The 23,695-nt window shown below is 59.6% G+C and carries 26 protein-coding genes; 15 read left to right on the top strand and 11 right to left on the bottom strand.

What is annotated here, in order from left to right; genetic code table 11:
- Window positions 1-104: 104 nt before the first annotated feature.
- The 5 genes from BM174_RS09860 to BM174_RS09880 all read right to left on the bottom strand — a co-directional run bounded on the left by BM174_RS09860 (window position 105) and on the right by BM174_RS09880 (window position 4,444).
- Window positions 105-2,120, bottom strand: a complete 2,016-nt coding sequence (locus BM174_RS09860) for a PhoX family protein (protein WP_093923689.1) — start codon at window positions 2,118-2,120, stop codon at window positions 105-107.
- Between the two features lie 65 nt (window positions 2,121-2,185).
- Window positions 2,186-3,244 carry a YeeE/YedE family protein gene (locus BM174_RS09865; RefSeq protein WP_093923690.1) on the bottom strand — a complete coding sequence of 353 codons (1,059 nt, stop codon included), beginning with the start codon at window positions 3,242-3,244 and terminating at the stop codon, window positions 2,186-2,188.
- Window positions 3,237-3,572, bottom strand: coding sequence for an ArsR/SmtB family transcription factor (locus tag BM174_RS09870; protein WP_093923691.1), 336 nt, complete (start codon window positions 3,570-3,572; stop codon window positions 3,237-3,239). The genes BM174_RS09865 and BM174_RS09870 overlap by 8 nt, the downstream gene beginning before the upstream one ends.
- Window positions 3,573-3,581: 9 nt before the next feature.
- Window positions 3,582-4,088, bottom strand: a complete 507-nt coding sequence (locus BM174_RS09875; protein ID WP_093923692.1) for a GlcG/HbpS family heme-binding protein — start codon at window positions 4,086-4,088, stop codon at window positions 3,582-3,584.
- Entirely contained in the window at window positions 4,085-4,444 is a 360-nt protein-coding gene (locus BM174_RS09880) for a thioredoxin domain-containing protein (RefSeq protein ID WP_093923693.1), read from the bottom strand. The genes BM174_RS09875 and BM174_RS09880 overlap by 4 nt, the downstream gene beginning before the upstream one ends.
- An 85-nt stretch (window positions 4,445-4,529) precedes the next feature.
- Between BM174_RS09880 and BM174_RS09885 the strand changes: the two genes are divergently transcribed.
- The 12 genes from BM174_RS09885 to BM174_RS09940 all read left to right on the top strand — a co-directional run bounded on the left by BM174_RS09885 (window position 4,530) and on the right by BM174_RS09940 (window position 15,076).
- The gene (locus BM174_RS09885) at window positions 4,530-5,267 is read left to right on the top strand and encodes a cytochrome c biogenesis CcdA family protein (RefSeq protein WP_093923694.1); all 738 of its coding nucleotides are present in this window, start codon (window positions 4,530-4,532) and stop codon (window positions 5,265-5,267) included.
- A 36-nt stretch (window positions 5,268-5,303) separates the two neighbouring features.
- Window positions 5,304-5,879, top strand: a complete 576-nt coding sequence (locus BM174_RS09890) for a thioredoxin family protein (RefSeq protein WP_093923839.1) — start codon at window positions 5,304-5,306, stop codon at window positions 5,877-5,879.
- Window positions 5,880-6,010: 131 nt separating this feature from the next.
- Window positions 6,011-6,481 (top strand): sulfur oxidation c-type cytochrome SoxX, encoded by a 471-nt coding sequence (soxX, locus tag BM174_RS09895; RefSeq protein WP_093923840.1) that lies wholly within the window; start codon window positions 6,011-6,013, stop codon window positions 6,479-6,481.
- A 104-nt stretch (window positions 6,482-6,585) separates the two neighbouring features.
- Window positions 6,586-7,005, top strand: coding sequence for a thiosulfate oxidation carrier protein SoxY (soxY, locus tag BM174_RS09900; protein WP_093923695.1), 420 nt, complete (start codon window positions 6,586-6,588; stop codon window positions 7,003-7,005).
- Between the two features lie 33 nt (window positions 7,006-7,038).
- Complete coding sequence (soxZ, locus tag BM174_RS09905; protein ID WP_093923696.1) at window positions 7,039-7,368, top strand: thiosulfate oxidation carrier complex protein SoxZ; 330 nt, start codon at window positions 7,039-7,041, stop codon at window positions 7,366-7,368.
- Between the two features lie 43 nt (window positions 7,369-7,411).
- Window positions 7,412-8,266, top strand: a complete 855-nt coding sequence (gene soxA, locus BM174_RS09910) for a sulfur oxidation c-type cytochrome SoxA (protein ID WP_093923697.1) — start codon at window positions 7,412-7,414, stop codon at window positions 8,264-8,266.
- Between the two features lie 93 nt (window positions 8,267-8,359).
- A complete protein-coding gene (gene soxB, locus BM174_RS09915; RefSeq protein ID WP_093923841.1) occupies window positions 8,360-10,060 on the top strand; it encodes a thiosulfohydrolase SoxB in 1,701 nt (566 codons plus the stop codon).
- 73 nt (window positions 10,061-10,133) lie between these two features.
- A complete protein-coding gene (gene soxC / locus BM174_RS09920; protein ID WP_093923698.1) occupies window positions 10,134-11,390 on the top strand; it encodes a sulfite dehydrogenase in 1,257 nt (418 codons plus the stop codon).
- Complete coding sequence (locus tag BM174_RS09925) at window positions 11,374-12,459, top strand: c-type cytochrome (RefSeq protein WP_093923699.1); 1,086 nt, start codon at window positions 11,374-11,376, stop codon at window positions 12,457-12,459. Before soxC ends, BM174_RS09925 begins: the two co-directional genes overlap by 17 nt.
- A gap of 129 nt (window positions 12,460-12,588) precedes the next feature.
- Complete coding sequence (locus BM174_RS09930) at window positions 12,589-13,245, top strand: ATP-dependent Clp protease proteolytic subunit (RefSeq protein ID WP_093923700.1); 657 nt, start codon at window positions 12,589-12,591, stop codon at window positions 13,243-13,245.
- Between the two features lie 123 nt (window positions 13,246-13,368).
- The gene (gene clpX / locus BM174_RS09935) at window positions 13,369-14,634 is read left to right on the top strand and encodes an ATP-dependent Clp protease ATP-binding subunit ClpX (protein ID WP_093923701.1); all 1,266 of its coding nucleotides are present in this window, start codon (window positions 13,369-13,371) and stop codon (window positions 14,632-14,634) included.
- Between the two features lie 76 nt (window positions 14,635-14,710).
- Window positions 14,711-15,076 carry a RidA family protein gene (locus BM174_RS09940; RefSeq protein WP_177209457.1) on the top strand — a complete coding sequence of 122 codons (366 nt, stop codon included), beginning with the start codon at window positions 14,711-14,713 and terminating at the stop codon, window positions 15,074-15,076.
- Between the two features lie 20 nt (window positions 15,077-15,096).
- On the opposite strand, the gene BM174_RS09945 is transcribed toward BM174_RS09940, so the two are convergent.
- Entirely contained in the window at window positions 15,097-16,872 is a 1,776-nt protein-coding gene (locus BM174_RS09945; RefSeq protein ID WP_093923702.1) for an FkbM family methyltransferase, read from the bottom strand.
- A gap of 248 nt (window positions 16,873-17,120) precedes the next feature.
- Here BM174_RS09945 and BM174_RS09950 point away from each other — a divergent pair, with 248 nt between their 5' ends.
- Window positions 17,121-17,504, top strand: a complete 384-nt coding sequence (locus BM174_RS09950; protein WP_093923703.1) for an NADH:ubiquinone oxidoreductase subunit NDUFA12 — start codon at window positions 17,121-17,123, stop codon at window positions 17,502-17,504.
- Window positions 17,505-17,566: 62 nt separating this feature from the next.
- Window positions 17,567-17,923: a DUF2155 domain-containing protein gene (locus tag BM174_RS09955; protein WP_093923704.1), complete on the top strand. Its 357-nt coding sequence runs from the start codon at window positions 17,567-17,569 to the stop codon at window positions 17,921-17,923.
- On the opposite strand, the gene aat is transcribed toward BM174_RS09955, so the two are convergent.
- From aat to accB, 3 genes are read right to left on the bottom strand one after another with little or no spacing between them, the layout of a single operon-like run.
- On the bottom strand, window positions 17,887-18,522 hold the full coding sequence (aat, locus tag BM174_RS09960; RefSeq protein WP_093923705.1) for a leucyl/phenylalanyl-tRNA--protein transferase: 636 nt from the start codon (window positions 18,520-18,522) through the stop codon (window positions 17,887-17,889). The genes BM174_RS09955 and aat overlap by 37 nt on opposite strands.
- A gap of 8 nt (window positions 18,523-18,530) precedes the next feature.
- Window positions 18,531-19,883, bottom strand: coding sequence for an acetyl-CoA carboxylase biotin carboxylase subunit (gene accC / locus BM174_RS09965; protein ID WP_093923706.1), 1,353 nt, complete (start codon window positions 19,881-19,883; stop codon window positions 18,531-18,533).
- A gap of 10 nt (window positions 19,884-19,893) precedes the next feature.
- Window positions 19,894-20,397 carry an acetyl-CoA carboxylase biotin carboxyl carrier protein gene (gene accB / locus BM174_RS09970; protein ID WP_093923843.1) on the bottom strand — a complete coding sequence of 168 codons (504 nt, stop codon included), beginning with the start codon at window positions 20,395-20,397 and terminating at the stop codon, window positions 19,894-19,896.
- A 145-nt stretch (window positions 20,398-20,542) separates the two neighbouring features.
- Between accB and BM174_RS09975 the strand changes: the two genes are divergently transcribed.
- Window positions 20,543-22,063 carry an AMP-binding protein gene (locus tag BM174_RS09975; protein ID WP_093923707.1) on the top strand — a complete coding sequence of 507 codons (1,521 nt, stop codon included), beginning with the start codon at window positions 20,543-20,545 and terminating at the stop codon, window positions 22,061-22,063.
- Between the two features lie 87 nt (window positions 22,064-22,150).
- On the opposite strand, the gene BM174_RS09980 is transcribed toward BM174_RS09975, so the two are convergent.
- On the bottom strand, window positions 22,151-22,903 hold the full coding sequence (locus BM174_RS09980) for an ABC transporter ATP-binding protein (protein WP_093923708.1): 753 nt from the start codon (window positions 22,901-22,903) through the stop codon (window positions 22,151-22,153).
- A 27-nt stretch (window positions 22,904-22,930) separates the two neighbouring features.
- Entirely contained in the window at window positions 22,931-23,695 is a 765-nt protein-coding gene (locus BM174_RS09985) for an ABC transporter ATP-binding protein (protein WP_093923709.1), read from the bottom strand.

The raw sequence follows: 23,695 nt of genomic DNA on the forward strand, positions 1-23,695 counted from the left end.
CAACCCGACAACAGCCGAAAAACCCTTATACTATACGCCAAGAAAATAGGGCCCCGCCGGAATGAGGCGGGGCCCGATGCTGTTTCGAAATCGCACGGCTTAAATTACAGTGCAATCTTACCGCCCGATTGTTTCGTTATCACGACAATCGACGGACGCGGCGGCATGGCGGGATCGAAGTCGGGCCAGCGGGTCGCGGGGTCGGCGAAGGTCGAGGCGCGCTCAAACCCGCGCAGGTTCTTGGTGCCGTCAGTGCCAGGATGCTGGACCGCGAGGAACAGGGTTTCACCATCGGGGGTGAAGGTGGGGCCGCACATTTCGCCCCCCACGGGGCAGCGAAAGAACAGCTTGGAGGTGCCGCGTGCAGCCCCTTCGGTTTCCACCGCGTATAGCCCGTCAGACTTGCCGGTTTTGTCCCACTTACTGCCCTGATCGGTGGCCACCCAAAGCCGCCCCTGCGCGTCGAATGCGCAGTTGTCGGGGCTACCGAACCAACCGCTTTCCGAGGTGTCGGGATGCCATTCTGCCCCGATATCGGCAACAGATGGGTTGCCGCATTTAACCAGTATCGACCACATAGCGCTGGTTGCCGCATGGTCGCCGCCCGTCTCCTTAATCTCGATAATATGGCCGAAATCATTGTCGGCACGCGGGTTGGCTGGGTCGGTCTCGGTGCGGCGGCTGTTGTTGGTCAACATCACATAGGCGGTGCCATCGCCGCGCGGTTGTGCGTCTTCGGGACGGTCCATCGGCGTAGCCCCCAAAAGATCCGCGGCAAGGCGGGTGTCGATCAACACGTCGCCCTGATCGTCAAAGCCGTTTTCGACCGTGAGCGGCCCCGTTCCATGGACCAGCGGCAACCATGCGATACTGCCATCGGCATCGAATTGCGCCACGTAAAGCGTCCCTGCGCTCAGCAGAGTGGCATTGGCCGCAGAGTCTTCGTTCACAGCATCGTCAGAGACATATTTGTAAAGATATTCAAAGCGGGCATCGTCGCCCATATAGACAACGAGCTTGCCACTGCTGCTGACGGTCGTCTCTGCACCTTCGTGGCTGAAGCGGCCAAGGGCGGTGTGTTTGACGGGAGTTGATGTCGGGTCTTTCGGGTCGACCTCGACGATCCAGCCAAATTTGTTGGGTGCGCGGGGTTCTTTGTCGACGTTGAAACGGTCGTGGTATTTGCCCCAATCATACCAGCCGCCGGGCAGGCCATAGCGCTTCCATGAGCGGGCTTCGCGCTGGGTTGTGCGGTCGAGCGGCGCGTCTTCGGCGCGGTCTGACCAGTAGTAGCCGTGGAAGTTTTCCTCGGCCATCAGCCAGGTGTCCCAAGGGGTCATACCGCCAGCGCAATTGTTGAGCGTGCCGATGACACGGGTACCGCTGGGGTCGTCGCGGGTTTGCAGGCGGGTGTGACCAGCGGCCGGGCCATCAAGGGTCATCGCCGTGTCGAGCGGGGTAATGCGGCGGTTCATCGCCCCATCGCGGTCCACGCGCCATTTGCCGCCCGCATCCTTGGCGATCTCTACGACTGTGCCGCCATGCGCGGCCATCTCGATATCAACGCGGGCACGCAAAAGGTCGGCGAGGGCGTCCGCATCCAAATCGCCTGCTTCGGGGAACATCACCTCTTCGCTGGTGTATTCGTGATTCACGCAGAGCAATCCGCGCGCGCCCTTCGCATCCAGCGGCACAAAGCCGACGTAATCGTTGTTGTAGCCAAACTGTTTAAGCTGGGCAGCGGCGCTTTGCTTCATCACGTCGAATTCGGGCGCGTCGGCGGTGATCGGATCGCCCCAGCGCAGCAAGATTTCGGCGTCATAACCTGCCGCGACATGGTGGGTCTCGTCGTTGCCCCAAGCCAGTTCGTCAAACGTGAAAGTGGCGGAAGTGGTGGCCGCTGCAGGGGCAGGGGCGATCAGCGCAGCCGAGCCAAAAAGCGCCGTGCTCGCCGAGACTGCAAGCGCGCCGCGCAGCACGTCGCGGCGGTGGTACCGCGTGTTAATCAAGTCGCCGATGGTGTGGGAAAGATGCGGATTGGTGGGGATGTCATCGAGCGCTTCATAGGCTTCGGCACGGTTGCCGATGGCGGGGTCATTCGCGAGGCGGCGGCGGGGCATGATGCATCCTTTCGGCGAGGGGTCAGCGCAGCAATGATCGGGAAACATCAGGGCCTGATGATAGCTTACTCTGCAGGCTGACCAAATCCGACGATAAGTTGCCGCAGGCCGAAGGTCGCTCCGGCAAAGATCGCGGCAAGCGTAACCGGCGCGCTATAGGCCAGTGTCGAGGCGGCGGAGATACCTTGGCCGACCGTGCAGCCCATAGCGATCACCGCACCGATGCCCATTAACCCTGCGCCAAGAATTTGACGGCGCAATTCGCGGGGGTCTTCGCAGGCTTCCCAGCGGAAGTGACCCTGCCAGAACGCGCCCAAAGCCGCACCGACCATCACGCCGACGACCGATCCGATACCAAAGCTCAGCGCGCGCACCGAGCCTTGCATGATATAGAGCACGGATTCGCCCACAGGAGCGGCATAGGTGTGCGAGATCAGGCGCTGCGGGTCGAACCCGTTGGCGGCAATCCACGCGGTTGCGGCCCAACCGGACACGACCGCCAGCCCGACAGCACCGGCCCAGAGAAACGACACATAGTCGCGCCGCAGGTTCACCCGCCACAGCATCGCTGCAGAGAGAACCAGCCCCAGCCCTCCGCCGATGATAGAAACCGGAAGCCCCGTCAGCGCCCGCAGGTCATGGGCCAAACCATCAGGGCGCAGGAAATTGGCGGCACGGGGAAAGAGCATCTCACGCAGGGGGGCGAGCGGGCCGGTCAGCGTGGCATAGGCCGAGAGGCCCAGCATCACCACGATGATGAAGGCGCGCAAATCGCCGCCGCCCGCCCGGGCCAGCGCGCCAAAGCCGCACATGCCCGCCAGTGCCATGCCGTAGCCGAAGATCAATCCACCCGCCACGGCGGCGGTCCACGAGAACTCGACCTGTAGATAAAGCGCATTTTCCAAGGCGATGACGCCCGCACCCTCCAGCGCAAAGGTGCCGAGGATCGCGATGCCGATGGCAAAGCCCCACATCCGCAAGCGCAGATTGGAATCGCCATAAAGCGCGTCTTCGATACCGCCGAGCGTGCAAAACCGCCCCAGACGCGCAGCAAGACCCAAGACCACGCCACCAAGACCGCCCAAAAGGGCCGTGCTCAGTTGCTGGCCCAAAAGGTCAATCATCGGTGCAAAACAGCTCGTACACCAGCTCGAGCATTTTGCGCGGACGGTCGTCAGCCAGACGGTAATAGATCGTCTTGCCATCGCGCCGCGGCACCACCAGCCCTTCGAGCCGCAGCCGCGACAATTGTTGGCTGACCGCCGCCTGACGCGCCGACATCAGCGCTTCAAGCTCGGTCACAGATTTCTCGCCGGAAACCAAATGGCACAGGATCATCAACCGCCCCTCATGGCTGATCGCCTTGAGGAAGTTGGACGCGATGACCGCATTGTTGAGCATCCGGTCCATGTCTTCGTCAGAGATGTCGGCTGAAAGTACGGGAAGGGCCATTAAACGTCCTTAAAAAGCGATGGCATCGGCAATAGCATCAATGCCTGCCTGTGCGCAAAGATCATCAGCATCGCCACCGGGCGCCCCCGAGACGCCGATCCCTGCGACCAGAGCACCGTCACCGTCTTGTACCATCATGCCGCCGCCCAGTGGCAAGGCAAGTGACAATTCGCGGATACCCGACGCGGGCATGCCGGCCTGGGTCGTTGCCGCGAGATCGGTGGTGTTGGTGCGAAAGCTCACGGCGGTCCACGCTTTGCGGTACGAGGTTTCATAGACATGGCTGCCCGCGAAACGGTGGCGCAGATAAACCTGTGGCACGCCGGATTTGTCGACCACGGTCACGCCGACCTGAAAGCCTTGCTCCTTACAGCTGTCCATCGCGGCTTGGGCCATCTGCAACGCGACTTCGGGCTTGAGGCTGCGAAACTCGACGAAGGCATCATCGGCACCCGCCCAGGCCGCCGATCCGCCAAGTGTGCACGCGGCGATGAAGGCAGGGAGAAATCTGGTCATTGCGAAGCCTCTTCAAAATCTGTGGTTTCTTGTAGCATCTCTGTCAGCAGCGGCCAAAAAAATTCATCCCCTGCATAACCTTCCATGCGGGCAAGCTCGGCGCCGTCCTCGACGACCAGAAACGTTGGCGTGAAAATCACCCGCCGCGTGACGTCGATCTCGTCCTTCACGTCACCGATATCAATGCGGCGCAGCGGCGCGAATTTGCCCTCGGCAGTCTTGGGGTAAATCGGGCCAATATCCTCGTTCCAGCGTTCGCAGTAGATGCAGCCGACCTGCTCGACCATGACCAGTTCGACTGCCCAAGCAGGCAGGGCCGTCAATGCAAGAAAGCAGAGGCCGACAAGTGCGCGCATGATCTGTGGTATCCCGATTGACGAAGCGATAACACTCAACGTAATTTGAATATGTGAATTGTTCAAGAAGGGACGCAGGCAGGAAATGTTCGACATCACCTACCTTGGCGCATTGCTGGCCGGAGCCCTGAGCTTTTTCACCCCCTGTATCCTCCCGATGGTGCCGTTTTACCTGTCCTATATGGCGGGCCTCAGCGTGCTGGAGCTGCGCGGGGAGGGCGAGATTGCCCCCGGTGCGCAGCGGCGGTTGGTGCTGTCCTCGGTGCTGTTTGCCGCGGGGGTCACTACGATCTTTGTGCTGCTCGGCATGGGGGCTACGGCGCTGGGGCAGCTATTTACCCAATACCTTGATCCACTTAGCTGGGTCGCGGCGGCGATCCTGACCGTATTCGGGCTGCATTTTCTCGGCGTGATCAAAGTGCCGCTGCTTTACCGTGAAGCCCGAATGGACGGTGGCGGCAAGCCGACCTCGGTTTGGGGTGCCTATGTGATGGGGCTGGCCTTCGGCTTTGGCTGGACGCCTTGTGTGGGTCCGGCGCTGGCGGCGATTCTGATGATGGCCTCGGGCATGGGCGATATCTGGCGCGGCGGGTTGCTGTTGATGTTTTACGGTGTCGGCATGACCGCGCCCTTTATCGTAGCAGCATTCTTTGCACGGCCGTTCCTAAATTGGGCGGCACGACACATGGCGCTGGTGGCCAGGGTCGAAAAAGTCATGGGCGCGCTGCTGATTCTCTTTGCGATCCTGATCGTGACGGGCGGGGTAAACTGGATGGCGCAGGCGATGATCGAATGGTTCCCGTCCTTCGCCACATTCGGATAGGTTCAAACAAGCTGAAAGGGGTTTGTGATGAAACAGATGCTAAGACTTTTAACTGTACTGCTAGGGTTGGCGGCACTGCCCGTAGGGGCCACCGAGTTGGGGCCGGACGGGCTGCACGAGGTCCCTTGGGTGCGCGAAACCTTCAAGGACCTGCGCGAGGATCTGGCCGAGGCCACCGCTGAGGACAAGCGCCTGCTGATCATGGTAGAGCAGCGCGGCTGTATCTATTGCACCAAGATGCACGAAGAAGTTTTCCCGCGTCCCGAGATCACCCAAGCCATCGAAGACAACTTTTTCGTGGTTCGCCTTAACCTGCACGGCGCCGTTGAAGTCACTGATTTCGATGGCGAAACCTTGAGCGAGAAAGACATGGCCCGCAAGTGGGGTCTGCTGTTTACACCGACGATGATGTACATCGCCAAAGAGGTGCCCGAGGACGTCGCCGCACCACAAGCCGCCGTGGCGCTGGTGCCGGGTGCTTTCGGGCCGGGGACGACGCTGGACATGATGACCTGGGTTGTCGAGGAGCGCTATGCGCTTGACGGTGACGAGGATTTCCAGCGCTACCACGCCCGCCGCATCACCGAACGCAACACCGGCAAAACTGAGTGAGCAGGGGATTCTGCACAATAGCTATTCAAATAAGTGAATTTGTTCTTGCGTGTTGATAACCGCCTGTCTAGGCTCCTCACAACAGAGGTTACACAAAGATGTGACCCCCAAGGGAGGAGACATTGCCGATGATGAAATGGATCGCAATCGCCGCACTTTCCAGTGTTGCAGGAATGGCCAGTGCCGAGGCCGTCGCGCCGGCAGATGTCCAGTTTGACGATTACGGAGCCGTCGAGGTCTCGTTGAGTGGCACGCCTGGCGATGCGGCAAACGGGGCTGCCATCGTCGGCGACAAGAAGCAGGGTAACTGCGTGGCCTGCCATCAGGTTGGCGCCTTGGCTGACATCCCGTTTCAAGGCGAAATCGGACCGGCGCTGAACGGGGCTGGCGATCGCTGGACCGAAGCAGAGCTTCGCGGCATCGTGAGCAACTCGAAAAAGACTTTCGAAGGCTCGATGATGCCCTCCTACTACAAAACCACTGGCTATATCCGGCCGGGTGATGCGTTCACCGGCAAAGCCGCGTCAGAGCCTCTGCCGCCGCTGATGGATGCCCAGATGATTGAAGATGTTGTGGCGTTTCTCGCGACACTCAAGGAATAAGCGTCGCGTTTTTCGCGACACTCAACAGATAGGCGCGGCGGCATTCGACCGCGCCATATGAGCACAGGTGCCGCTGGCACCTCACGAACATGAAGGAGAGAATGATGGATTTCTCAAGACGTGAGACATTTGGCTTGGGCCTTGGTGCGCTTGCACTGATGGCACTGCCGGTTGGCGCTTCGGCGTCGACGATTGAAGAAATGATTGCCGAGTTCACCGGTGGGGCCGATATGGCCGATACCGGCGTCACGCTGACAGCGCCGGAAATTGCCGAAAACGGCAACACCGTACCAATCGCGGTGTCCGCAGAGGGCGCTTCGTCCATTCTGGTGCTGGCCACCGGCAACCCGACACCTTCGGTCGGCACGTTCACCTTTGGCCCGCTTGCAGGGGCCCGCTCGGCCTCTACCCGCATCCGGCTTGCCAAAACGCAGGAACTGGTCGCCATCGCCAAGCTTGAGGACGGCACATTCGCGCGCACCTCGGCAGAAGTAAAAGTAACAATCGGGGGCTGTGGCGGCTGATCCCGCCCACCCATATTATTCAGGAGATACAACATGGCAGAAGGTGTAACCCCTCGCGTCAAAGTGCCAAAATCCGCATCCGCCGGTGAAGTGATCACAATCAAGACGTTGATCAGCCACCAGATGGAATCGGGCCAGCGCAAAGACGACGATGGCAATGTCATCCCGCGGTCGATCATCAACCGCTTTACGTGCGAATTCAACGGCGAGAATGTCATCGACATCAAGATGGAGCCTGCGATGTCGACGAACCCGTACTTCGAGTTCGACGCAACAGTGCCCGAAGCCGGTGATTTCAAATTCACATGGTACGACGACGACGGCTCCGTCTATGAAGAAACAAAATCCATCACGATTGGCTAAGCTGCGGCTGCGTCGGTAACGTGGGGAACAGGGAGGAAACGGTATGAATTTCAAAGCAACGCTGGCATGTGCCGCATTTGTGGCTTCGGTCGCGCCGGCCGCTTTCGCGGGTGAGGACGCGGAACTGGTCCTCAACGGCGAAATCCCGATTGTGACCACGGCACCGGCGCCGGCGCATCTTGATGGTGTTTTGGGCGATGAGATCAAATCCGGCTGGTTATTCCGGTCGGACGAGACACAGGCCACGCAGATGGATGATTTCGATAATCCGGGCATGATCTTTGTCGATCAGGCGCAGGCATCTTGGGATACAGTTGAAGGGTCCGAGGGCAAGTCTTGCGCCTCGTGCCACAACGATCCTGCTGAAAGCATGAAGGGGGTCCGCGCGACCTATCCTAAGTGGAATGAAGAGGCCGGCGAAGTCCGTACTCTGGCCATGCAGATCAACGACTGTCGTGAAAACCAGATGGGCGCCGAGCCTTGGAAGTACGACAAGGGCGACATCGTCTCGATGGAAGCACTGATTTCGGTGCAGTCACGCGGCATGCCCGTCAATGTTGCCATCGACGGCCCTGCCCAAAGCACGTGGGAGCAGGGCAAAGAGATGTATTACACCCGCTACGGCCAGTTCGAGTTGAGCTGTGCCAACTGCCACGAAGACAACTTTGGCAATATGATCCGTGCGGATCACCTGAGCCAAGGCCAGATCAACGGCTTTCCGGTGTACCGTCTGAAAAACACCAAGCTGAACGGATCACACTCCCGTTTCAAGGGCTGTATCCGTGACACCCGCGCCGAAACATTCAACCCCGGTAGCCCCGAGTTCGTGGCGCTTGAGCTGTATGTGGCAAGCCGCGGCAACGGTCTGTCGGTCGAGGCACCCTCAGTCCGCAACTGATTGCTAAACTAACTTAACAAGTTTTTGTACTTAACGATGAAACGGCCCCGCTACGGCGGGGTCGCCCTTTCCTCATGACCGGAGCCTATGCAGATGCTGTCTCGTCGCGATTTTCTTCAGATGTCCATGGCCGCCGCCTCGATCACCGGCGCATCGGGTTTTGGTAACTGGGCGCGGCTTGCTGCGCAGGACAAGTTCGACCAAAGCAGCCTGTTGGATTTCGAAACCTTCGGCAATGTGACCCTGATGCATGTCACGGACATTCATGGTCAGCTCAAGCCGATCTATTTCCGCGAGCCTTCGGTAAACATTGGCGTCGGCGAGAACCGTGGCGAGGTCCCGCACCTGACAGGCGAGGCGTTCCGCACCCGCTATGGCATCGGTGGCGGCACACCGCTTGATTATGCGCTGACCTACGAAGATTTTGTGGCGCAGGCCCAAGCCTACGGCAAGGTTGGCGGACTGGACCGTGTCGCCACTGTGCTGAACGCGATCCGCTCGGACCGCCCTGACGCGCTGTTGCTGGATGGCGGCGACACGTGGCACGGCTCAATGACCTGTCTCAAGACCGAAGGTCAGGACATGGTCAATGTGATGAACGCGCTTAAGCCTGACGCGATGACATTCCACTGGGAATTCACCCTCGGCTCCAAACGTGTTGAAGAAATTGTTAAAGGCTTGCCCTTTGCCGCGCTTGGTCAGAACATATTTGACGCCGAATGGGACGAACCATCGGAATTGTTCAAGCCTTACGAGTTTTTCGAACGTGGCGGCGTAAAAATTGCTGTCATCGGACAAGCCTTCCCCTACATGCCAATCGCCAATCCCGGCTGGATGTTCCCAGAATACTCCTTTGGTATCCGCGACGAGCATATGCAGGAGATGGTCAACGAGGTCCGCGCCGCCGGCGCTGAACTGGTCGTCTGCCTGAGCCACAACGGCTTTGACGTCGACAAGAAGATGGCCGGTATCGTGACCGGCATCGACGTGATCCTGTCGGGTCACACCCACGATGCGCTGCCTGAGCCGGTGCTGGTCGGGCAGACCCATATCATCGCCTCCGGTTCGAACGGTAAATTCGTCAGCCGTGTTGATCTGGACGTGCGCGATGGCAAGATGATGGGCCTGCGCCACAAGCTGATTCCGATCTTCTCCGATCTGATCACACCGGACCCTGAGATTGCCGCGCTGATCGACGCGCAGCGCGCGCCGTTCCTTGAGGATCTGACCCACGTGGTCGGCAAGTCGGATGCACTGCTTTACCGCCGTGGCAACTTCAACGGCACGTGGGATGATCTGATTTGCGATGCCTTGCTGAGCGAGCGTGATGCGCAAATCGCGCTGTCACCCGGTGTGCGTTGGGGGCCGTCGATCCTGCCGGGCCAAGACATCACCCGCGAAGACATTTTTAACGTCACTTCAATGACCTATCCGAATGTCTACCGGACTGAGATGACAGGCGAGTTCCTGAAAGTCGTGTTGGAAGACGTGGGCGACAACCTGTTCAATCCTGATCCTTATTACCAACAGGGCGGCGATATGGTCCGCGTTGGCGGGCTTGGTTTCAAAATGGATATCGCCAAGCCGCAGGGCGAACGGGTCAGCGAAATGACGCTGCTCTCTACGGGCGAAGTAATTGATCCGTCACATTCTTATGTGGTGGCGGGCTGGGCTTCGGTCAACGAAGGCACCGAAGGGCCACCGGTCTGGGATGTGCTGGAAAGCCACATCAGCAAGCTGGGCACTGTCGGGCAGGGCACGGCCACGCCGGTCGAGGTCGTATTGCCTGAATAAATTCGCATAAAGGGGCTTCACTGACCGATATAAATTCAATAAGTTGAATTTGTACATATGTTGGAGGGCGTCGATGTCGAATCCTGATAAAACCACTAAACCCAGCCGGCGGGCATTTCTTGCCGGCGCAGGGGTGGCCGGCGCCGGTCTGGCCACCGGCGCTTTTGCCCAAGATAGCGCAATCACGGTTCAGCCGTGGATGCAGGAATTAGGGGATGGCGTTGATGCCGCACCCTACGGCATGCCGTCACCTTATGAGAAAGACGTCAAGCGCCGCACGGTGGAATGGCTGACGGCGGATAACGCCTCGTCGATCAACTTCACCCCGCTGCATAACCTTGATGGCATTATCACCCCGAACGGGTTGTGTTTCGAGCGTCATCACAGTGGCGTTGCCCGCGTTGATCCTGCCGAACACCGGTTGATGATCCACGGTCTGGTGGACAAGCCCTTGGTCTTCACTATGGACGACCTCAAACGCTTTCCGCGCAGCAACCATGTCTACTTTTTGGAATGCGCCGCGAACTCCGGCATGGAGTGGCGCGGGTCGCAGCTCAACGGGGTGCAGTTCACCCACGGCATGATCCACAACGTCATGTACACCGGTATCCCGCTGCGCCTTTTGCTTGAACAAGCGGGCGTAAAGCCTTCGGGCAAATGGATTTTGGCGGAAGGTGCCGATGCGGCAGCGATGACCCGCTCGATCCCGATGGAAAAAGCGCTCGATGATTGTCTGGTCGCCTTCGCGATGAATGGCGAAGCGCTGCGGGCCGAACAGGGCTATCCCTTGCGTCTGGTTGTGCCGGGCTGGGAAGGCAACATGTGGATCAAGTGGCTGCGCCGCTTGGAGATCGGTGACGAGCCTTGGCATCACCGCGAAGAAACCAGCAAATACACCGACCTTCTGGCCGATGGCACTGCGCGACGCTTCACCTGGGAGATGGACGCGAAGTCGGTCATCACCTCACCCAGTCCGCAGGCACCCATCACCCATGGCCCAGGCCGTACAGTGATCAACGGTGTCGCATGGTCTGGTCGTGGCACGATCCCGCGGGTCGATGTGACCGTGGATGGTGGCATGAACTGGCACGAGGCACGCATGGATGGCCCGTCTTTGGACAAATCGATGCACCGCTTCTACTTCGAGTTTGACTGGGACGGGAAACCGCTGCTGCTGCAAAGCCGCGCCCACGACAGCACCGGCTATGTGCAGCCGACGAAAGAAGCTCTGCGCAAGCTGCGCGGCCTTAACTCAATCTATCACAACAATGGCATCCAAACCTGGTCGGTTGATGCAGACGGGAGGGCCGAAAATGTCGAGATTTCCTGAACTAACTCTGATCGCGACACTGCTCGCAACGCCGCTTTGGGCCGAAAGCCCGGGCCGCACCGCGACGCCGGAAGAGATCGCCACTTGGGACATTGATGTGCGTCCTGACGGCATGGGTCTGCCCGAAGGCAGCGGCTCTGTCGCTGACGGCGATAAGATCTTTCAGGCGCAGTGTTCGGTCTGTCACGGTGTGTTTGGCGAAGGCACTGGCCGTTGGCCGGTGTTGACAGGCGGCCAAGGCAGCCTGAGCGACGACCGTCCGGTGAAAACGATCGGGAGCTACTGGCCTTATCTTTCAACAGTTTACGACTACATCTACCGTGCAATGCCGTTTGGCAACGCGCAGTCGCTGGAGCCGGATCAGGTTTATGCGATCACCGCCTACCTGCTTTATATGAATGACGAAGTTGACGACGATTTCGTTCTGTCGAGCGAGAACTTCCTGGAGGCGCGTCTGCCCAACGAGGACGGGTTTGTCATGGACAACCGCCCCGAGGTCGAACTTGCACAGTTCAGCAAAGAGCCTTGCATGACCGATTGTAAGCCCGAGGTGAAGATCACCATGCACGCCGCCGTGCTGGATGTGACGCCGGAAGAAACGGCTGCCAAATCGGCAGAAGCGGCAACCAAGTCCGGCACCGAAGGTGAAACCGCGTCCGAGCCTGCAGCAGAACCGGAAGCCGCAACTGCGCCCGCCACCGAAGAAACCCCCGCAGAGGCGCCAGCGCCCGTGCAGGCCGCCATCGACCCTGAAATGGTCAAAGCCGGCGAAAAGGTGTTTCGCAAGTGCAAGGCCTGCCATCAGGTTGGCGACGGGGCGAAAAACCGCGTTGGTCCGATCCTGAATGGTGTGGTTGATGCGCCTGCAGGTGCGGTCGAGGATTTCAAATATTCCAAGGCGCTGAAAGCAGCCGCCGACGGAGGTTTGGTCTGGTCCGAGGAAGCATTGGGTGAATTCCTGCGCGATCCCAAGGGCTTCTTGAAAGGCACCAAGATGTCTTTTGGCGGTTTACGCAAAGACAGCGACGTCGCCGAAGTCATTGCATACCTGCGTGCAACGGCTGAATGAGGTAAATGTCTAAGGCTTGATGTGCAGTTCGCGGCTTTGTGCCCTTGAACCCCTAATCTCGGGTGACTAATCTGGGGGTAAGAGTTTTGCGGGTATGGTCCTGCGAACAGGCACATCAGGCAGGCACATATGAACGATCCTATTGACACATACATGAACACGCTCGTCCCTATGGTGGTTGAACAGACCAGCCGGGGCGAGCGTGCCTACGACATCTTCTCGCGATTGCTGAAAGAACGGATTATTTTCTTGTCCGGTCCGGTGCACGACGGCATGTCATCGCTGATCGTGGCTCAGCTTTTGCACCTCGAGGCGGAAAACCCCTCCAAAGAAATCTCCATGTATATCAACAGCCCCGGCGGTGTCGTGACCTCTGGCCTGTCGATCTATGACACCATGCAGTACATCAAACCCAAGGTTTCCACGCTGGTGATCGGGCAGGCGGCTTCGATGGGTTCGCTGCTTCTGACTGCGGGCGAAAAAGGCATGCGGTTCTCGCTGCCTAACAGCCGCGTCATGGTGCACCAGCCATCGGGCGGGTATCAGGGTCAGGCGACCGATATCATGATCCACGCGCAAGAAACCCAGAAGCTGAAAGACCGGCTGAACGAGATCTATGTCAAGCATACCGGTCAGAGCCTGAAAAAGGTTCAGGACGCTTTGGAGCGGGACAATTTCATGTCACCGCAAGACGCTAAAGAATGGGGTCTGATCGACGAAATCGTCGAGAGCCGTGGCAAGGCTGATGATCCCGATGCCCCTCAAAAAGGCAAGAAAGACAAGTAAAGACTGACCCCGACGCTGGCGATTTTGCGATTGTAGCGTCGGGACCACTGACTTAGGGTCGGTACAAAGGACAGCGTCCCGGGCGAGGGGCGCGCAACACACGGCACACCTGAAAGGGTAGAGATGGCGAATAATTCCGGCGGCGACAGCAAAAATACTCTTTACTGCAGCTTTTGCGGCAAGAGCCAGCATGAGGTTCGCAAGCTGATTGCTGGGCCGACCGTGTTCATCTGTGATGAATGCGTCGAGCTTTGCATGGACATCATCCGCGAAGAAACCAAAGCGTCGGGGCTCAAGGCCACTGACGGCGTGCCGACGCCCAAGGACATCTGCGATGTTCTGGACGACTATGTGATTGGTCAGGCGAACGCGAAAAAGGTGCTCTCGGTTGCGGTTCACAACCACTACAAGCGGCTCAATCACGCCCAAAAGGGCGGCGATATCGAACTGTCAAAATCCAACATTCTGCTGATCGGTCCAACCGGTTGCGGCAAGACGTTGCTGGCGCAGACTTTGGCGCGCATTCTTGATGTGCCATTTACGATGGCCGATGCGACAACGCTGACCGAAGCGGGCTATGTCGGGGAAGATGTTGAAAACATCATTCTCAAGCTGTTGCAGTCGTCGGAATACAACGTCGAGCGGGCGCAGCGCGGCATCGTCTATATCGACGAAGTCGACAAGATCACGCGCAAGTCCGAAAACCCGTCGATCACCCGTGACGTATCGGGTGAGGGCGTGCAGCAGGCATTGCTCAAGTTGATGGAAGGCACCGTGGCTTCGGTGCCGCCGCAGGGCGGGCGCAAGCATCCGCAGCAGGAATTCCTGCAAGTGGACACGACCAATATCCTGTTCATCTGTGGCGGTGCTTTTGCCGGGCTCGACCGGATCATTGCCGCACGCGGCAAGGGCTCGGCTATGGGCTTTGGCGCGGATGTGCGCGACAAGGATGCCCGCGGTATCGGCGAGATCTTTACCGATCTGGAGCCGGAAGACCTGTTGAAGTTCGGCCTTATTCCGGAATTCGTCGGTCGTCTGCCGGTTCTGGCGACGCTCGAAGATCTGGACGAAGACGCATTGGTGACGATCCTGACGCAGCCCAAGAACGCTTTGGTCAAGCAGTACCAGCGTCTGTTCGAGATTGAGGACACACAGCTGACCTTTACCGATGATGCGCTGTCGGCAATCGCCAAGCGGGCGATCCTGCGCAAGACCGGTGCACGGGGTCTGCGGTCGATCCTCGAAGATATCCTGCTCGACACGATGTTCGTCTTGCCGGGGATGGACAGCGTCACCGAGGTTGTGGTGAACGAAGAGGCCGTCAACTCCGACGCGGCACCTTTGATGATCCACGCCGAAGCGGACAAGGAATCCGCGACTGCCGGTTAAGCCGGAAGACGCAGAAGACCAATGAGCAAAAGGCGGGGATTTTCCCCGCCTTTTCTTTTGCGAATGGGGCAGGGAGATGGGGGCTGATATGCAGCGGATATATTCAGGCGGGCCGTTTGAAGAGAAGATCGGTTATTGCCGTGCCGTCGTGGCGGGCGGAATGGTCTATGTTTCCGGCACCGTGGGGCAGGGCGATGACGTGGTGGCGCAATGCCGCGCCGCTTTGGCGACGATTACCAAGGCATTGGAAGAGGCCGGTGCCGGCTTGGCGGAAGTCGTGAGGGTCACCTACATGCTGCCTGACCGCGCCGAGTTTGAGCCTTGCTGGCCCGTTTTACGCGAGGCGTTTGGGGCGCATCCGCCCGCCGCGACGATGATCGAATGTGGGCTGATCGACAGCATCTACCGGATTGAGATCGAGGTCACGGCGTTACTGCCCTGACAGGCGCGCCAATGCGCCGGTCAACTCTTGGCGGGCACGACTTCGAACTTGGCACCCAATACCTTGCGGACCTGCGCTTCCTCAAGTGCTGGCCATTTTTCTTTGGGTTTTGTGATGAATTTCGCGGCGGCGAGCGCTGTTTGCAAGGCGGGCATGTCGAGCTCCCCCATCCACAACCGCGACTTCGCGGGGCCGAGCGGTTTCCAGGATCGCGTAAGGTGGCTCATTGTATGCGGCGTGATCCCGGCAAAGGCTTCGAAGTGAATTTCGATCTGCCGCGTCGCGCTGGAGGGGCGGCGCACAATAATGGCGACCTCTTGCTCTGGCTGCGCGACCATCGCAAGCAAATGCAGGGCCGAGCCTTCGGCGGCGATGATTTTTTTGGCGGCCTTATAGGTCGCGATCTGGCTGGTCAGCCCGTGCTTTTCAGGGTGATAGATCGTGTACCCTTGGGTCTCTAGTTGCGCCTCTAACTCCGGCTCGCCGATCAGATTGCCGCGCCCTGAAGGCAGTTTGCTACGGCTGACATAGAGTTTTTTCGGCCCGTCAGCCGCAATGTCTTTTGCAAAATCGGCAGCAACTGCAGCGCGAAACTCTGGCGTTGCTTCGATCATCGGCCCAAGGCCAAAACCTTGCCCGGGCACGATCAGCCGCTCTACGATCTCAGGCTCGGCGGCACAGACGATCGGGATGTCGTGGCCCAGAAGGTTTATGAATTCTTGCTGAAATTCCGCGACTTCGCTGCCGTTTCTAGGGCGTTTGGGAACAAAAAGAATACCGTCGATCTGTTGTTCCGTCCCGTGCAAAGCCCAAAGCCGCGCAGCGCTTTCGACCAGAAAATGTCCGAAATGGATCCACAGAACGCCGCCCCAAAGCCATGTGCCCTTGCGCGTTTGCACCGGCTTCTCAGGCATTGGTGGTTGTGTCGTGAGAGCGCGGCGGTTGCGCCACAATGCACCCGTGGCGCAATAGCGGCCATCGGCGTGGAGCACCCCTGCCGCTTGCACCAATGTCTGTTCGGTCGGGGGAACAACAATGGCACCGGAGAGGGTCTGCTGCTCGCGAGACCAGCCCGACGCGGGGGCGGGCGCACGGCGGCTTGCATCAAAAATACAGGTCCAGACGTGACGGGTGCAATAGCCCTCAACTTTGGTGAAACCGGCAGCTTCGAGAATGGATTTGCATTCGCGCATCCCCTTCTTGCCATAGGCCTCGGGGTGAAACTCGACCACGATCGCCCGCACGCCTTCAAGACTGGCATGGCGCAGAAATTCAAGCTCGCCACCCTCGATATCCATTAAAATGACATCGGGCTGAAAGGTTTCGTGCACCTGCGTGTAACTGGCGGTCGGAACATCGACCTGCGTGGTGGCACGTTTGTCAGTGTCGATCAATGAGGACCCCAAATAGGAGTTGCGCACATGAAACGGCATTGTGGCGGGCGCATCCGGCGCGCTGATCAACACCTCGTTGCGCAGAGTGATCAACCCGCTCAAGCCATTGAGCTTGTAGAGCGCCTCAATATGCTCGATCAGGTTTGGATTGGCCTCGAATGACATCACCTGCGAGGGCTGGCCGTTTTTGGCGGCAATCGCGCCTACCAACCCGAGACCCGCGCCCATCTCCAGCACTTTGTCACCAGTCTTGATCACCGCAAGCGCGCCTGCGATCTCTTGGCCCTCATATTGCGCTGCGTTTATGCGTTCGGCGCGCTGCGGGGTCATCATCGGGCTGTCGGGCACCTTGACGCCGTGGCATTCGGCTACAAACGCGGGCGGACTGGGCTGGACGGTCATAACTGCTGTCTCCGTTTTTAAAACATTAGGTGTGCGGGGGCTGCAGGCCAAGCGCGAAGAAGTGCCCGCTATTAGTGATGCAGCTGAGAGTCTATGGCGCAGCCCTCGGGCAGGTCCGCGTGGCGCGTTGGCAAACGGGCAGGGGGCCGCCGAAAACATCGCGCCCTTGCGGCTTTGGGCGCGGGCGCAACCTAGACGCCGCCGCAACCTTGGTGCATAACGCGGGGGACACTGACCGGAGGCCGTCCATGGGTATTCTCAACACATTGTTCCGCGCGTTGACGTGGTGGGACGGACAGACATTGAACACGCAGTTGTTCACCTGGCGCCGTGGCACCAGGGTCGGCGAAGACGAGCAGGGCAATATCTATTACCGCAACGTCGATAACACCCGTCGCTGGGTGATTTTCAACGGCGAGATGGAAGCCAGCAGGGTCAATCCCGATTGGCATGGTTGGCTGCACCACACCTGGGACGAACCGCCGACTGACCGACCGATGGTGCATAAAGCCTGGGAAAAGCCGCATGTTGAGAACCTGACCGGCACCGCGCTGGCCTATGCGCCCGCAGGTTCGATCCGCCAGCCTAAGCCGGCTGACCGGTCGGACTATGAGGCATGGAAGCCTGAATAATCCGCCCGCAACCGGGGGATGGATCATGGCGCGTTTGCGATGATCGCAAAGGATCGATAGCAATGTTGAAGTATTTGAGCCTGATGATGATCTGTGCCGCTGCCCCGTTGGCAGCGCAGCAGGCCAGCAACGCCCCAGCCGGCGTGTTGCGCGCATTGGACAAGACATCGGGTAATACCGCAGATGTTGAACTGCGCGAAGGGCAAACCGCGCGGTTGGGCCTGCTCAGCATCACCATGAACGAATGTCGCTATCCCGAAGGCAACCCATCGGGCGATGCCTATGCGGAGCTTACAATTACCGAAGAAGGTGAGACGAGGCCGGTGTTTTCCGGCTGGATGATCGCGTCATCGCCTGCTTTGTCGGCGATGGAGCACCAGCGTTATGATGTTTGGGTCATCCGCTGCGTCACCTCGTAAAGTGGCACCACCGCTGAAGGCATAATCTGCGCATCACCGACAAGGGCCGCGTCCAGTCGCGTATGATAGGCCGCGCGGCTGATCTCGACCGCGCCAAGGCTGGCCAGATGCGAAGTCAGGAATTGCGTGTCAAACAGGGTAAAGCCCGAGCGTTTCAGCACATCCACCAACCCCGCCAGCGCCATTTTGGAGGCGTTGTCACGGCGCGAAAACATGCTTTCGCCAAAAAAGGCGGTCCCTAGCGAGACCCCGTAAACACCGCCCACCAGCGTGTCACTCTCCCAGATTTCATAGGAATGGGCGCGGCCTTGTTCGTGCAGGGCTTGGTAAAGGCGGGTAATCTCGGCGTTGATCCATGTATCGGCGCGATCTGCACAGGCGGCGACCACTTGCGCGAAATCAAAGTTGAGCCGCGGTTGAAACGGGGTGCGCCGCAGGGCGCGGGCCAAAGAGCGCGAGATGTGAAAGCCGTCCAGCGGCAAAATCCCCCGCCGCCGCGGATCGACCCAGAAAATCTCCGGGTCGTCGCGGTGTTCGGACATCGGGAAAATCCCGACGGCATAGCCTTGGAGCAGCAGGTCCGGTGTTAGCTCGGACATGGGTCAGCTCAGGCGCTGCCGAGATGGGTTTCCAGCCAGTGTTCCAGCCAGTGGATATTGTAGTCCCCGCTCTGGATTTCCGGCTCGGCGAGCAGGGCATGGAACAGGGGCACTGTGGTATCGACGCCGTCCACGATCAACTCTCCCAAGGCGCGGCCCAAGCGGGCCAATGCTTCGGGGCGGTCGCGACCATGCACGATCAGCTTGCCGATCAGGCTGTCGTAATAGGGCGGTATCCGGTAGCCGTCATAGAGCGCGCTGTCCATCCGCACACCCAAACCACCCGGTGCGTGATACTGGGTGATCCGCCCCGGACAGGGCGCAAAATTCGGCAGCTTCTCAGCGTTGATTCGCACTTCGATGGCATGGCCGTTGATTTTGAGGTCGTCCTGCACAAAGGACATTTCCATGCCGGAGGCAACGCGGATTTGCTCGCGCACCAAATCGACGCCAAAGATGCCTTCGGTTACAGGGTGCTCGACCTGCAGGCGGGTGTTCATCTCGATGAAATAGAACTCGCCGTTTTCATAAAGAAACTCGATCGTGCCGGCGCCAATGTAGTTGATGTCGGCCATCGCGTCGGCACAAACCTTGCCGATACGGGCGCGTTCTTGGGCGGTGATGGTCGGGCCGGGGGCCTCTTCGAAAACCTTCTGGTGACGGCGCTGAAGCGAGCAATCCCGCTCACCCAAATGCACGGCGCGGCCTTTGCCATCGCCAAACACCTGAATTTCGATGTGGCGCGGGGTGGTGAGGTATTTCTCGATATAGACTTCGTCGTTGCCGAAGTTGGATTTGCCCTCGGCGCGTGCGGTCTGGAAGGCCCGCTCCATGTCCTTGGCGGTCTGGGCGACTTTCATGCCCTTGCCGCCACCGCCAGCCGTGGCTTTGATGATGACCGGATAGCCGACCTCTTCGCCGATGCGCTTGGCATCCTCCAACGTGGCGACGCCGCCATCACTGCCGGGCACGCAAGGCACGCCAAGCGCCTTCATCGTGTCTTTGGCGGTGATCTTGTCGCCCATCACGCGGATATGCTCGGCTGTCGGGCCGATGAAGGTCAGGCCGTGGTCTTCGATCACCTGCACAAAACCCGCATTTTCGCTGAGAAAGCCGTAACCGGGGTGGATTGCCTCGGCGCCAGTGATTTCACAAGCGGCGATGATCGAGGGGATCGAAAGATAGGACAACGCCGAGGAGGGCGGGCCGATGCAAACGCTTTCATCGGCCATGCGCACATGCATGGCGTCACTGTCGGCGGTCGAGTGGACCGCGACCGACTGGATGCCCATTTCGCGGGCGGCGCGGATGACCCGCAGCGCGATCTCTCCGCGGTTGGCGACAAGGATCTTTTTGAACATGGGGGACGCCTTATTCGAGGATCACAAGGGGCGCGCCGAATTCGACTGCATCGCCGTCAGCCACCATGATGCGCTTGATCGTACCGGCGCGGGGGGCGGGGATGTGGTTCATGGTTTTCATAGCTTCGACGATCAGCAGGGTGTCGCCTTCGGCAACCAACTGGCCGACGCTGATGAATGCAGGAGCGCCCGGCTCGGCTTGGGAATAGATGGTGCCGACCATCGGCGACGTAACCGCACCGGGGTGATCGGCAGGATCGGCGGGCGCATCGCTGGCACCGGCACCGGTGGCCTGCATCGGCGCAGAGGCGGCGGCGGACATCTGCGCAGGTGCTGCCTGCATCTGTTGGGGAGCGATGATCTGCTGTGGCGGTTTGCGGCTGACGCGGACATTGAGGCTGTCGTCTTCGGCGTAATCGCGTTTGACCTGCAATTCGGTCAGATCGTTTTCGTTCAGTAATTCCGCCAGAGCACGGATAAAGGCGACGTCGGCGTCATGGGTGTTTTTAGTCATATGTTCCTCGACCATTCCAAGAAGGTGGGCGTGTGCCTGTCATTATATTTGGCACGTTATAGGACATGGGATACCCCAAGGAAAGCCAACTGTTGCGGGGCTAAATTTGTGCGGGCATGGTGGCGCCAAAATAGAGAGGCTTCTTATGAACATTGCACATTGGCTGGTCCGGCGCGCGGCTTTGGCGGGGGCGGCACCGGCATTGTTCTCAGGTCAAGCGCAGGTTGCGGATTATGCGGGTTTTGCGCGGCAGGCGGCGGCCGTGGGTGGCTGGTTGCAGGCCCAAGGCATTATTGCGGGCGATCGTGTGGCGATCTTCAGCCAGAATGTGCCGGAATATCTGGTGGCGCTTTACGGGATCTGGATGGTGGGGGCGGCAGCGGTGCCGGTCAATGCCAAGCTGCATACCCGTGAGGCCGCGTTTATTCTGGGTGATGCGGGCGCGCGGGTTGTCTTTGCTTCGCCTAGTCTCGCGCAGGGTTTGCGGGTTGAGGCAGTTGCGGCGCAGATCGTTACAATGGCGGGGCCGGAGTTTGAGACGGTGCTGGCAGCGGCACCTTTAGCGGCAGTTGTGGATCGCAGCAGCGAGGATTTGGCGTGGTTGTTCTACACCTCCGGCACCACGGGGGCGCCAAAGGGGGTGATGATCACCCACGGCATGTTGGCGTCCATGGCGTTGAGCTACACGGCAGATGTGGACAGCGTTCGGGCCGGGGACACCACGATTTATGCAGCCCCGATGAGCCACGGCGCAGGTCTTTATAATGTGATGCATGTGCAGGCAGGCGCGCGGCATGTGTGTCCCGTCTCGGGCGGGTTTGACGCGGCAGAAGTCCTTGATCTGGCGGCCCATTTCGGCGCGGCGCATCTGTTTGCCGCGCCAACGATGGTGAAGCGGATGACCGAGTACGCGCAAGCTGCGGGGCAGCGCGGTGCAGGGCTGCGCAGCGTGATCTATGCGGGCGGGCCGATGTATAACGCCGACATCATTGCGGCGGTGGCATGGTTCGGGCCGGTGTTTGTGCAAATTTACGGATTGGGTGAGTGTCCGATGGGGATTACCGTTTTGCCGCGTGCCGATGTGGCGGATCGTAGTCGACCGGACTGGCAGGCGCGGCTGGCTTCGGTCGGCTATCCGCAGGCGGCAGTCGAGGTGCGCATTGGCGATGCGCAAGGCAGGCCGTTGGAGGTAGGCGCGCAGGGCGAGATCATGGTGTGTGGCCGGACGGTCATGTCGCAGTATTGGAATAATCCGCAAGCCACACAGAAGACCCTGATCGACGGGTGGTTGATGACCGGTGATCTGGGATTTGTCGATGCGCAGGGCTATGTCACGTTGCAGGATCGCAGCAAGGATTTGATCATCACCGGCGGCTCCAACGTCTATCCACGCGAGGTGGAGGAGGTGCTGTTGACCCATCCGCAATTGCGCGAAGTATCCGTCGTCGGGCGGGTCCATCCGGAATGGGGCGAGGAGGTGGTGGCCTTTGTTGTCGGCGATGCGCCGGAGGCTGAGCTGGACCAGTTGTGTCTAGACAATATCGCGCGTTTCAAGCGGCCCAAAGAATACATCCGGCTTTCGGAATTGCCGAAGAATAATTATGGCAAGGTACTGAAGACGGAACTGCGGGCGATCTTGGCCGCGCGGGGGGAGGGATCCGCGTAAACGCGGGGACCGCGATTTCGGGTTGGGGGGCTGGGGGATTTCCTCCCCCGGCCCTGCCTCGGATATTTATGGCTAAAAGAGCCGGCGTTAGATGGCGAGGTATTCAGCGCGCAGAGCGGCGTTGTTGAGGACCTCGGCGGCGGTGCCGTCAAAGACGATGCCACCGGTATCGAGGATCACCGCGCGGTCGGCGAGTTTAAGGGCGCGGACGGCATTTTGCTCGACAAGGATCGTGGTGATACCCTGCTCTTTGATCAGGGCGAGGGTTTTTTCGATCTCGTCGACGATCACCGGCGCGAGGCCTTCGTAAGGTTCATCGAGCAGCAGGACTTTGACATCGCGGGCCAGCGCGCGGGCGATGGCGAGCATCTGCTGTTCCCCGCCCGACAGGGTGATGCCTTCCTGGGCTTTGCGTTCGCCCAAGCGCGGGAAAAGTTCGTAGAGGCGGCTGAGGGGCCAGCCGATCGGCGGCGCGATTTGGGCGAGTTTGAGATTTTCCTCGACGGTGAGGCCCGCGATGATGCGGCGGTCTTCGGGGACCAGCGCCATGCCAAGCTGGGACGCCTGATGGCTGGCCATCGTGTGCAGGGGCTGGCCGTTCATCCAGATTTCGCCCTGCTTGGCCTCGGGGGAGGACAGCCGCGCGATGGCCCGCAAAGTCGAGGTTTTGCCCGCTCCGTTGCGACCCAGAAGCGCGACGATCTCGCCTTCGCGCACGTCAAAGCTGACGCCTTGGACGATATAGCTTTCGCCGTAATAGGCATGCAGGTCACGGATCGAAAGATAGGCGGGGGCGCTGTCGGCGGTGGCTGCGCTGTGGTCGAGTGTGGCTGTGGTCATGAACTTGGTCCTTTAGCGGGGGCGCGGTTACGCGGCATCCTGGCTTTCGCCGAGGTAGGCTTCGCGCACTTTGGGGTGGCCCTTGATCTTTTCAGGTGTGTCTTCGACCAGCGGGGTGCCTTGGGCCAGAACGGTGATGCGTTCGGCCAGCGAGAATACCACATGCATATCGTGTTCGATGATCGCGATGGTGATGTTGCGTTCCTCTTTGATCTGCTTGAGCAGGTCGATGGTGTTGTTGGTATCAGCCCGCGCCATCCCGGCGGTGGGTTCATCCAGCAGCAGCAGGCGCGGGTCTTGCGCCAGACACATCGAGATTTCCAGACGACGTTTGTCACCGCGGGACATGGCGGCGGCGTGCATATGCCTTTTGTCCATCAGCTTCATGTCTTCCAACATATGCTCGGCTTTTTCGATCACGTCGCGCTGGCTGGCGACGCTGGCCAGCGCGTTCAGCTCAAACGCGCCATCACGTTTGGCAAAGCACGAGATCAGCATGTTTTCCATCACCGTCAGATCGCCGAAGATCTCGGGTGTCTGGAACACGCGGCTGATGCCCATCTGGTTGATCTCAAAGGGTTTGCGCCCCAGCACCGATTGCCCGTCGAACATGACCGATCCGGTGTCAGGGATCAGCTTGCCGATCAGGCAGTTGAGCAGGGTGGATTTTCCGGCACCGTTGGGGCCGATGATCGCGTGAACGGTGTTCTCCGCGATGCTGAGGTTGACGTTATCGAGTGCCTTCAACCCGCCGAAGCGTTTGCCGACATTTTTGACTTCGAGAATGGCCAT

Source organism: Sulfitobacter brevis, from assembly GCF_900112755.1.
Classification (GTDB): domain Bacteria; phylum Pseudomonadota; class Alphaproteobacteria; order Rhodobacterales; family Rhodobacteraceae; genus Sulfitobacter; species Sulfitobacter brevis.

What these genes read in the sequence shown, in the direction of transcription:
- BM174_RS09860 (WP_093923689.1), bottom strand. Translation starts at nt 2,120, where the DNA reads ATGCCCCGCCGCCGCCTCGCGAATGACCCCGCCATCGGCAACCGTGCC.
- BM174_RS09865 (WP_093923690.1), bottom strand. Translation starts at nt 3,244, where the DNA reads ATGATTGACCTTTTGGGCCAGCAACTGAGCACGGCCCTTTTGGGCGGT.
- BM174_RS09870 (WP_093923691.1), bottom strand. Translation starts at nt 3,572, where the DNA reads ATGGCCCTTCCCGTACTTTCAGCCGACATCTCTGACGAAGACATGGAC.
- BM174_RS09875 (WP_093923692.1), bottom strand. Translation starts at nt 4,088, where the DNA reads ATGACCAGATTTCTCCCTGCCTTCATCGCCGCGTGCACACTTGGCGGA.
- BM174_RS09880 (WP_093923693.1), bottom strand. Translation starts at nt 4,444, where the DNA reads ATGCGCGCACTTGTCGGCCTCTGCTTTCTTGCATTGACGGCCCTGCCT.
- BM174_RS09885 (WP_093923694.1), top strand. Translation starts at nt 4,530, where the DNA reads ATGTTCGACATCACCTACCTTGGCGCATTGCTGGCCGGAGCCCTGAGC.
- BM174_RS09890 (WP_093923839.1), top strand. Translation starts at nt 5,304, where the DNA reads ATGCTAAGACTTTTAACTGTACTGCTAGGGTTGGCGGCACTGCCCGTA.
- soxX (WP_093923840.1), top strand. Translation starts at nt 6,011, where the DNA reads ATGAAATGGATCGCAATCGCCGCACTTTCCAGTGTTGCAGGAATGGCC.
- soxY (WP_093923695.1), top strand. Translation starts at nt 6,586, where the DNA reads ATGGATTTCTCAAGACGTGAGACATTTGGCTTGGGCCTTGGTGCGCTT.
- soxZ (WP_093923696.1), top strand. Translation starts at nt 7,039, where the DNA reads ATGGCAGAAGGTGTAACCCCTCGCGTCAAAGTGCCAAAATCCGCATCC.
- soxA (WP_093923697.1), top strand. Translation starts at nt 7,412, where the DNA reads ATGAATTTCAAAGCAACGCTGGCATGTGCCGCATTTGTGGCTTCGGTC.
- soxB (WP_093923841.1), top strand. Translation starts at nt 8,360, where the DNA reads ATGCTGTCTCGTCGCGATTTTCTTCAGATGTCCATGGCCGCCGCCTCG.
- soxC (WP_093923698.1), top strand. Translation starts at nt 10,134, where the DNA reads ATGTCGAATCCTGATAAAACCACTAAACCCAGCCGGCGGGCATTTCTT.
- BM174_RS09925 (WP_093923699.1), top strand. Translation starts at nt 11,374, where the DNA reads ATGTCGAGATTTCCTGAACTAACTCTGATCGCGACACTGCTCGCAACG.
- BM174_RS09930 (WP_093923700.1), top strand. Translation starts at nt 12,589, where the DNA reads ATGAACGATCCTATTGACACATACATGAACACGCTCGTCCCTATGGTG.
- clpX (WP_093923701.1), top strand. Translation starts at nt 13,369, where the DNA reads ATGGCGAATAATTCCGGCGGCGACAGCAAAAATACTCTTTACTGCAGC.
- BM174_RS09940 (WP_177209457.1), top strand. Translation starts at nt 14,711, where the DNA reads ATGGGGGCTGATATGCAGCGGATATATTCAGGCGGGCCGTTTGAAGAG.
- BM174_RS09945 (WP_093923702.1), bottom strand. Translation starts at nt 16,872, where the DNA reads ATGACCGTCCAGCCCAGTCCGCCCGCGTTTGTAGCCGAATGCCACGGC.
- BM174_RS09950 (WP_093923703.1), top strand. Translation starts at nt 17,121, where the DNA reads ATGGGTATTCTCAACACATTGTTCCGCGCGTTGACGTGGTGGGACGGA.
- BM174_RS09955 (WP_093923704.1), top strand. Translation starts at nt 17,567, where the DNA reads ATGTTGAAGTATTTGAGCCTGATGATGATCTGTGCCGCTGCCCCGTTG.
- aat (WP_093923705.1), bottom strand. Translation starts at nt 18,522, where the DNA reads ATGTCCGAGCTAACACCGGACCTGCTGCTCCAAGGCTATGCCGTCGGG.
- accC (WP_093923706.1), bottom strand. Translation starts at nt 19,883, where the DNA reads ATGTTCAAAAAGATCCTTGTCGCCAACCGCGGAGAGATCGCGCTGCGG.
- accB (WP_093923843.1), bottom strand. Translation starts at nt 20,397, where the DNA reads ATGACTAAAAACACCCATGACGCCGACGTCGCCTTTATCCGTGCTCTG.
- BM174_RS09975 (WP_093923707.1), top strand. Translation starts at nt 20,543, where the DNA reads ATGAACATTGCACATTGGCTGGTCCGGCGCGCGGCTTTGGCGGGGGCG.
- BM174_RS09980 (WP_093923708.1), bottom strand. Translation starts at nt 22,903, where the DNA reads ATGACCACAGCCACACTCGACCACAGCGCAGCCACCGCCGACAGCGCC.
- BM174_RS09985 (WP_093923709.1), bottom strand. Translation starts at nt 23,695, where the DNA reads ATGGCCATTCTCGAAGTCAAAAATGTCGGCAAACGCTTCGGCGGGTTG.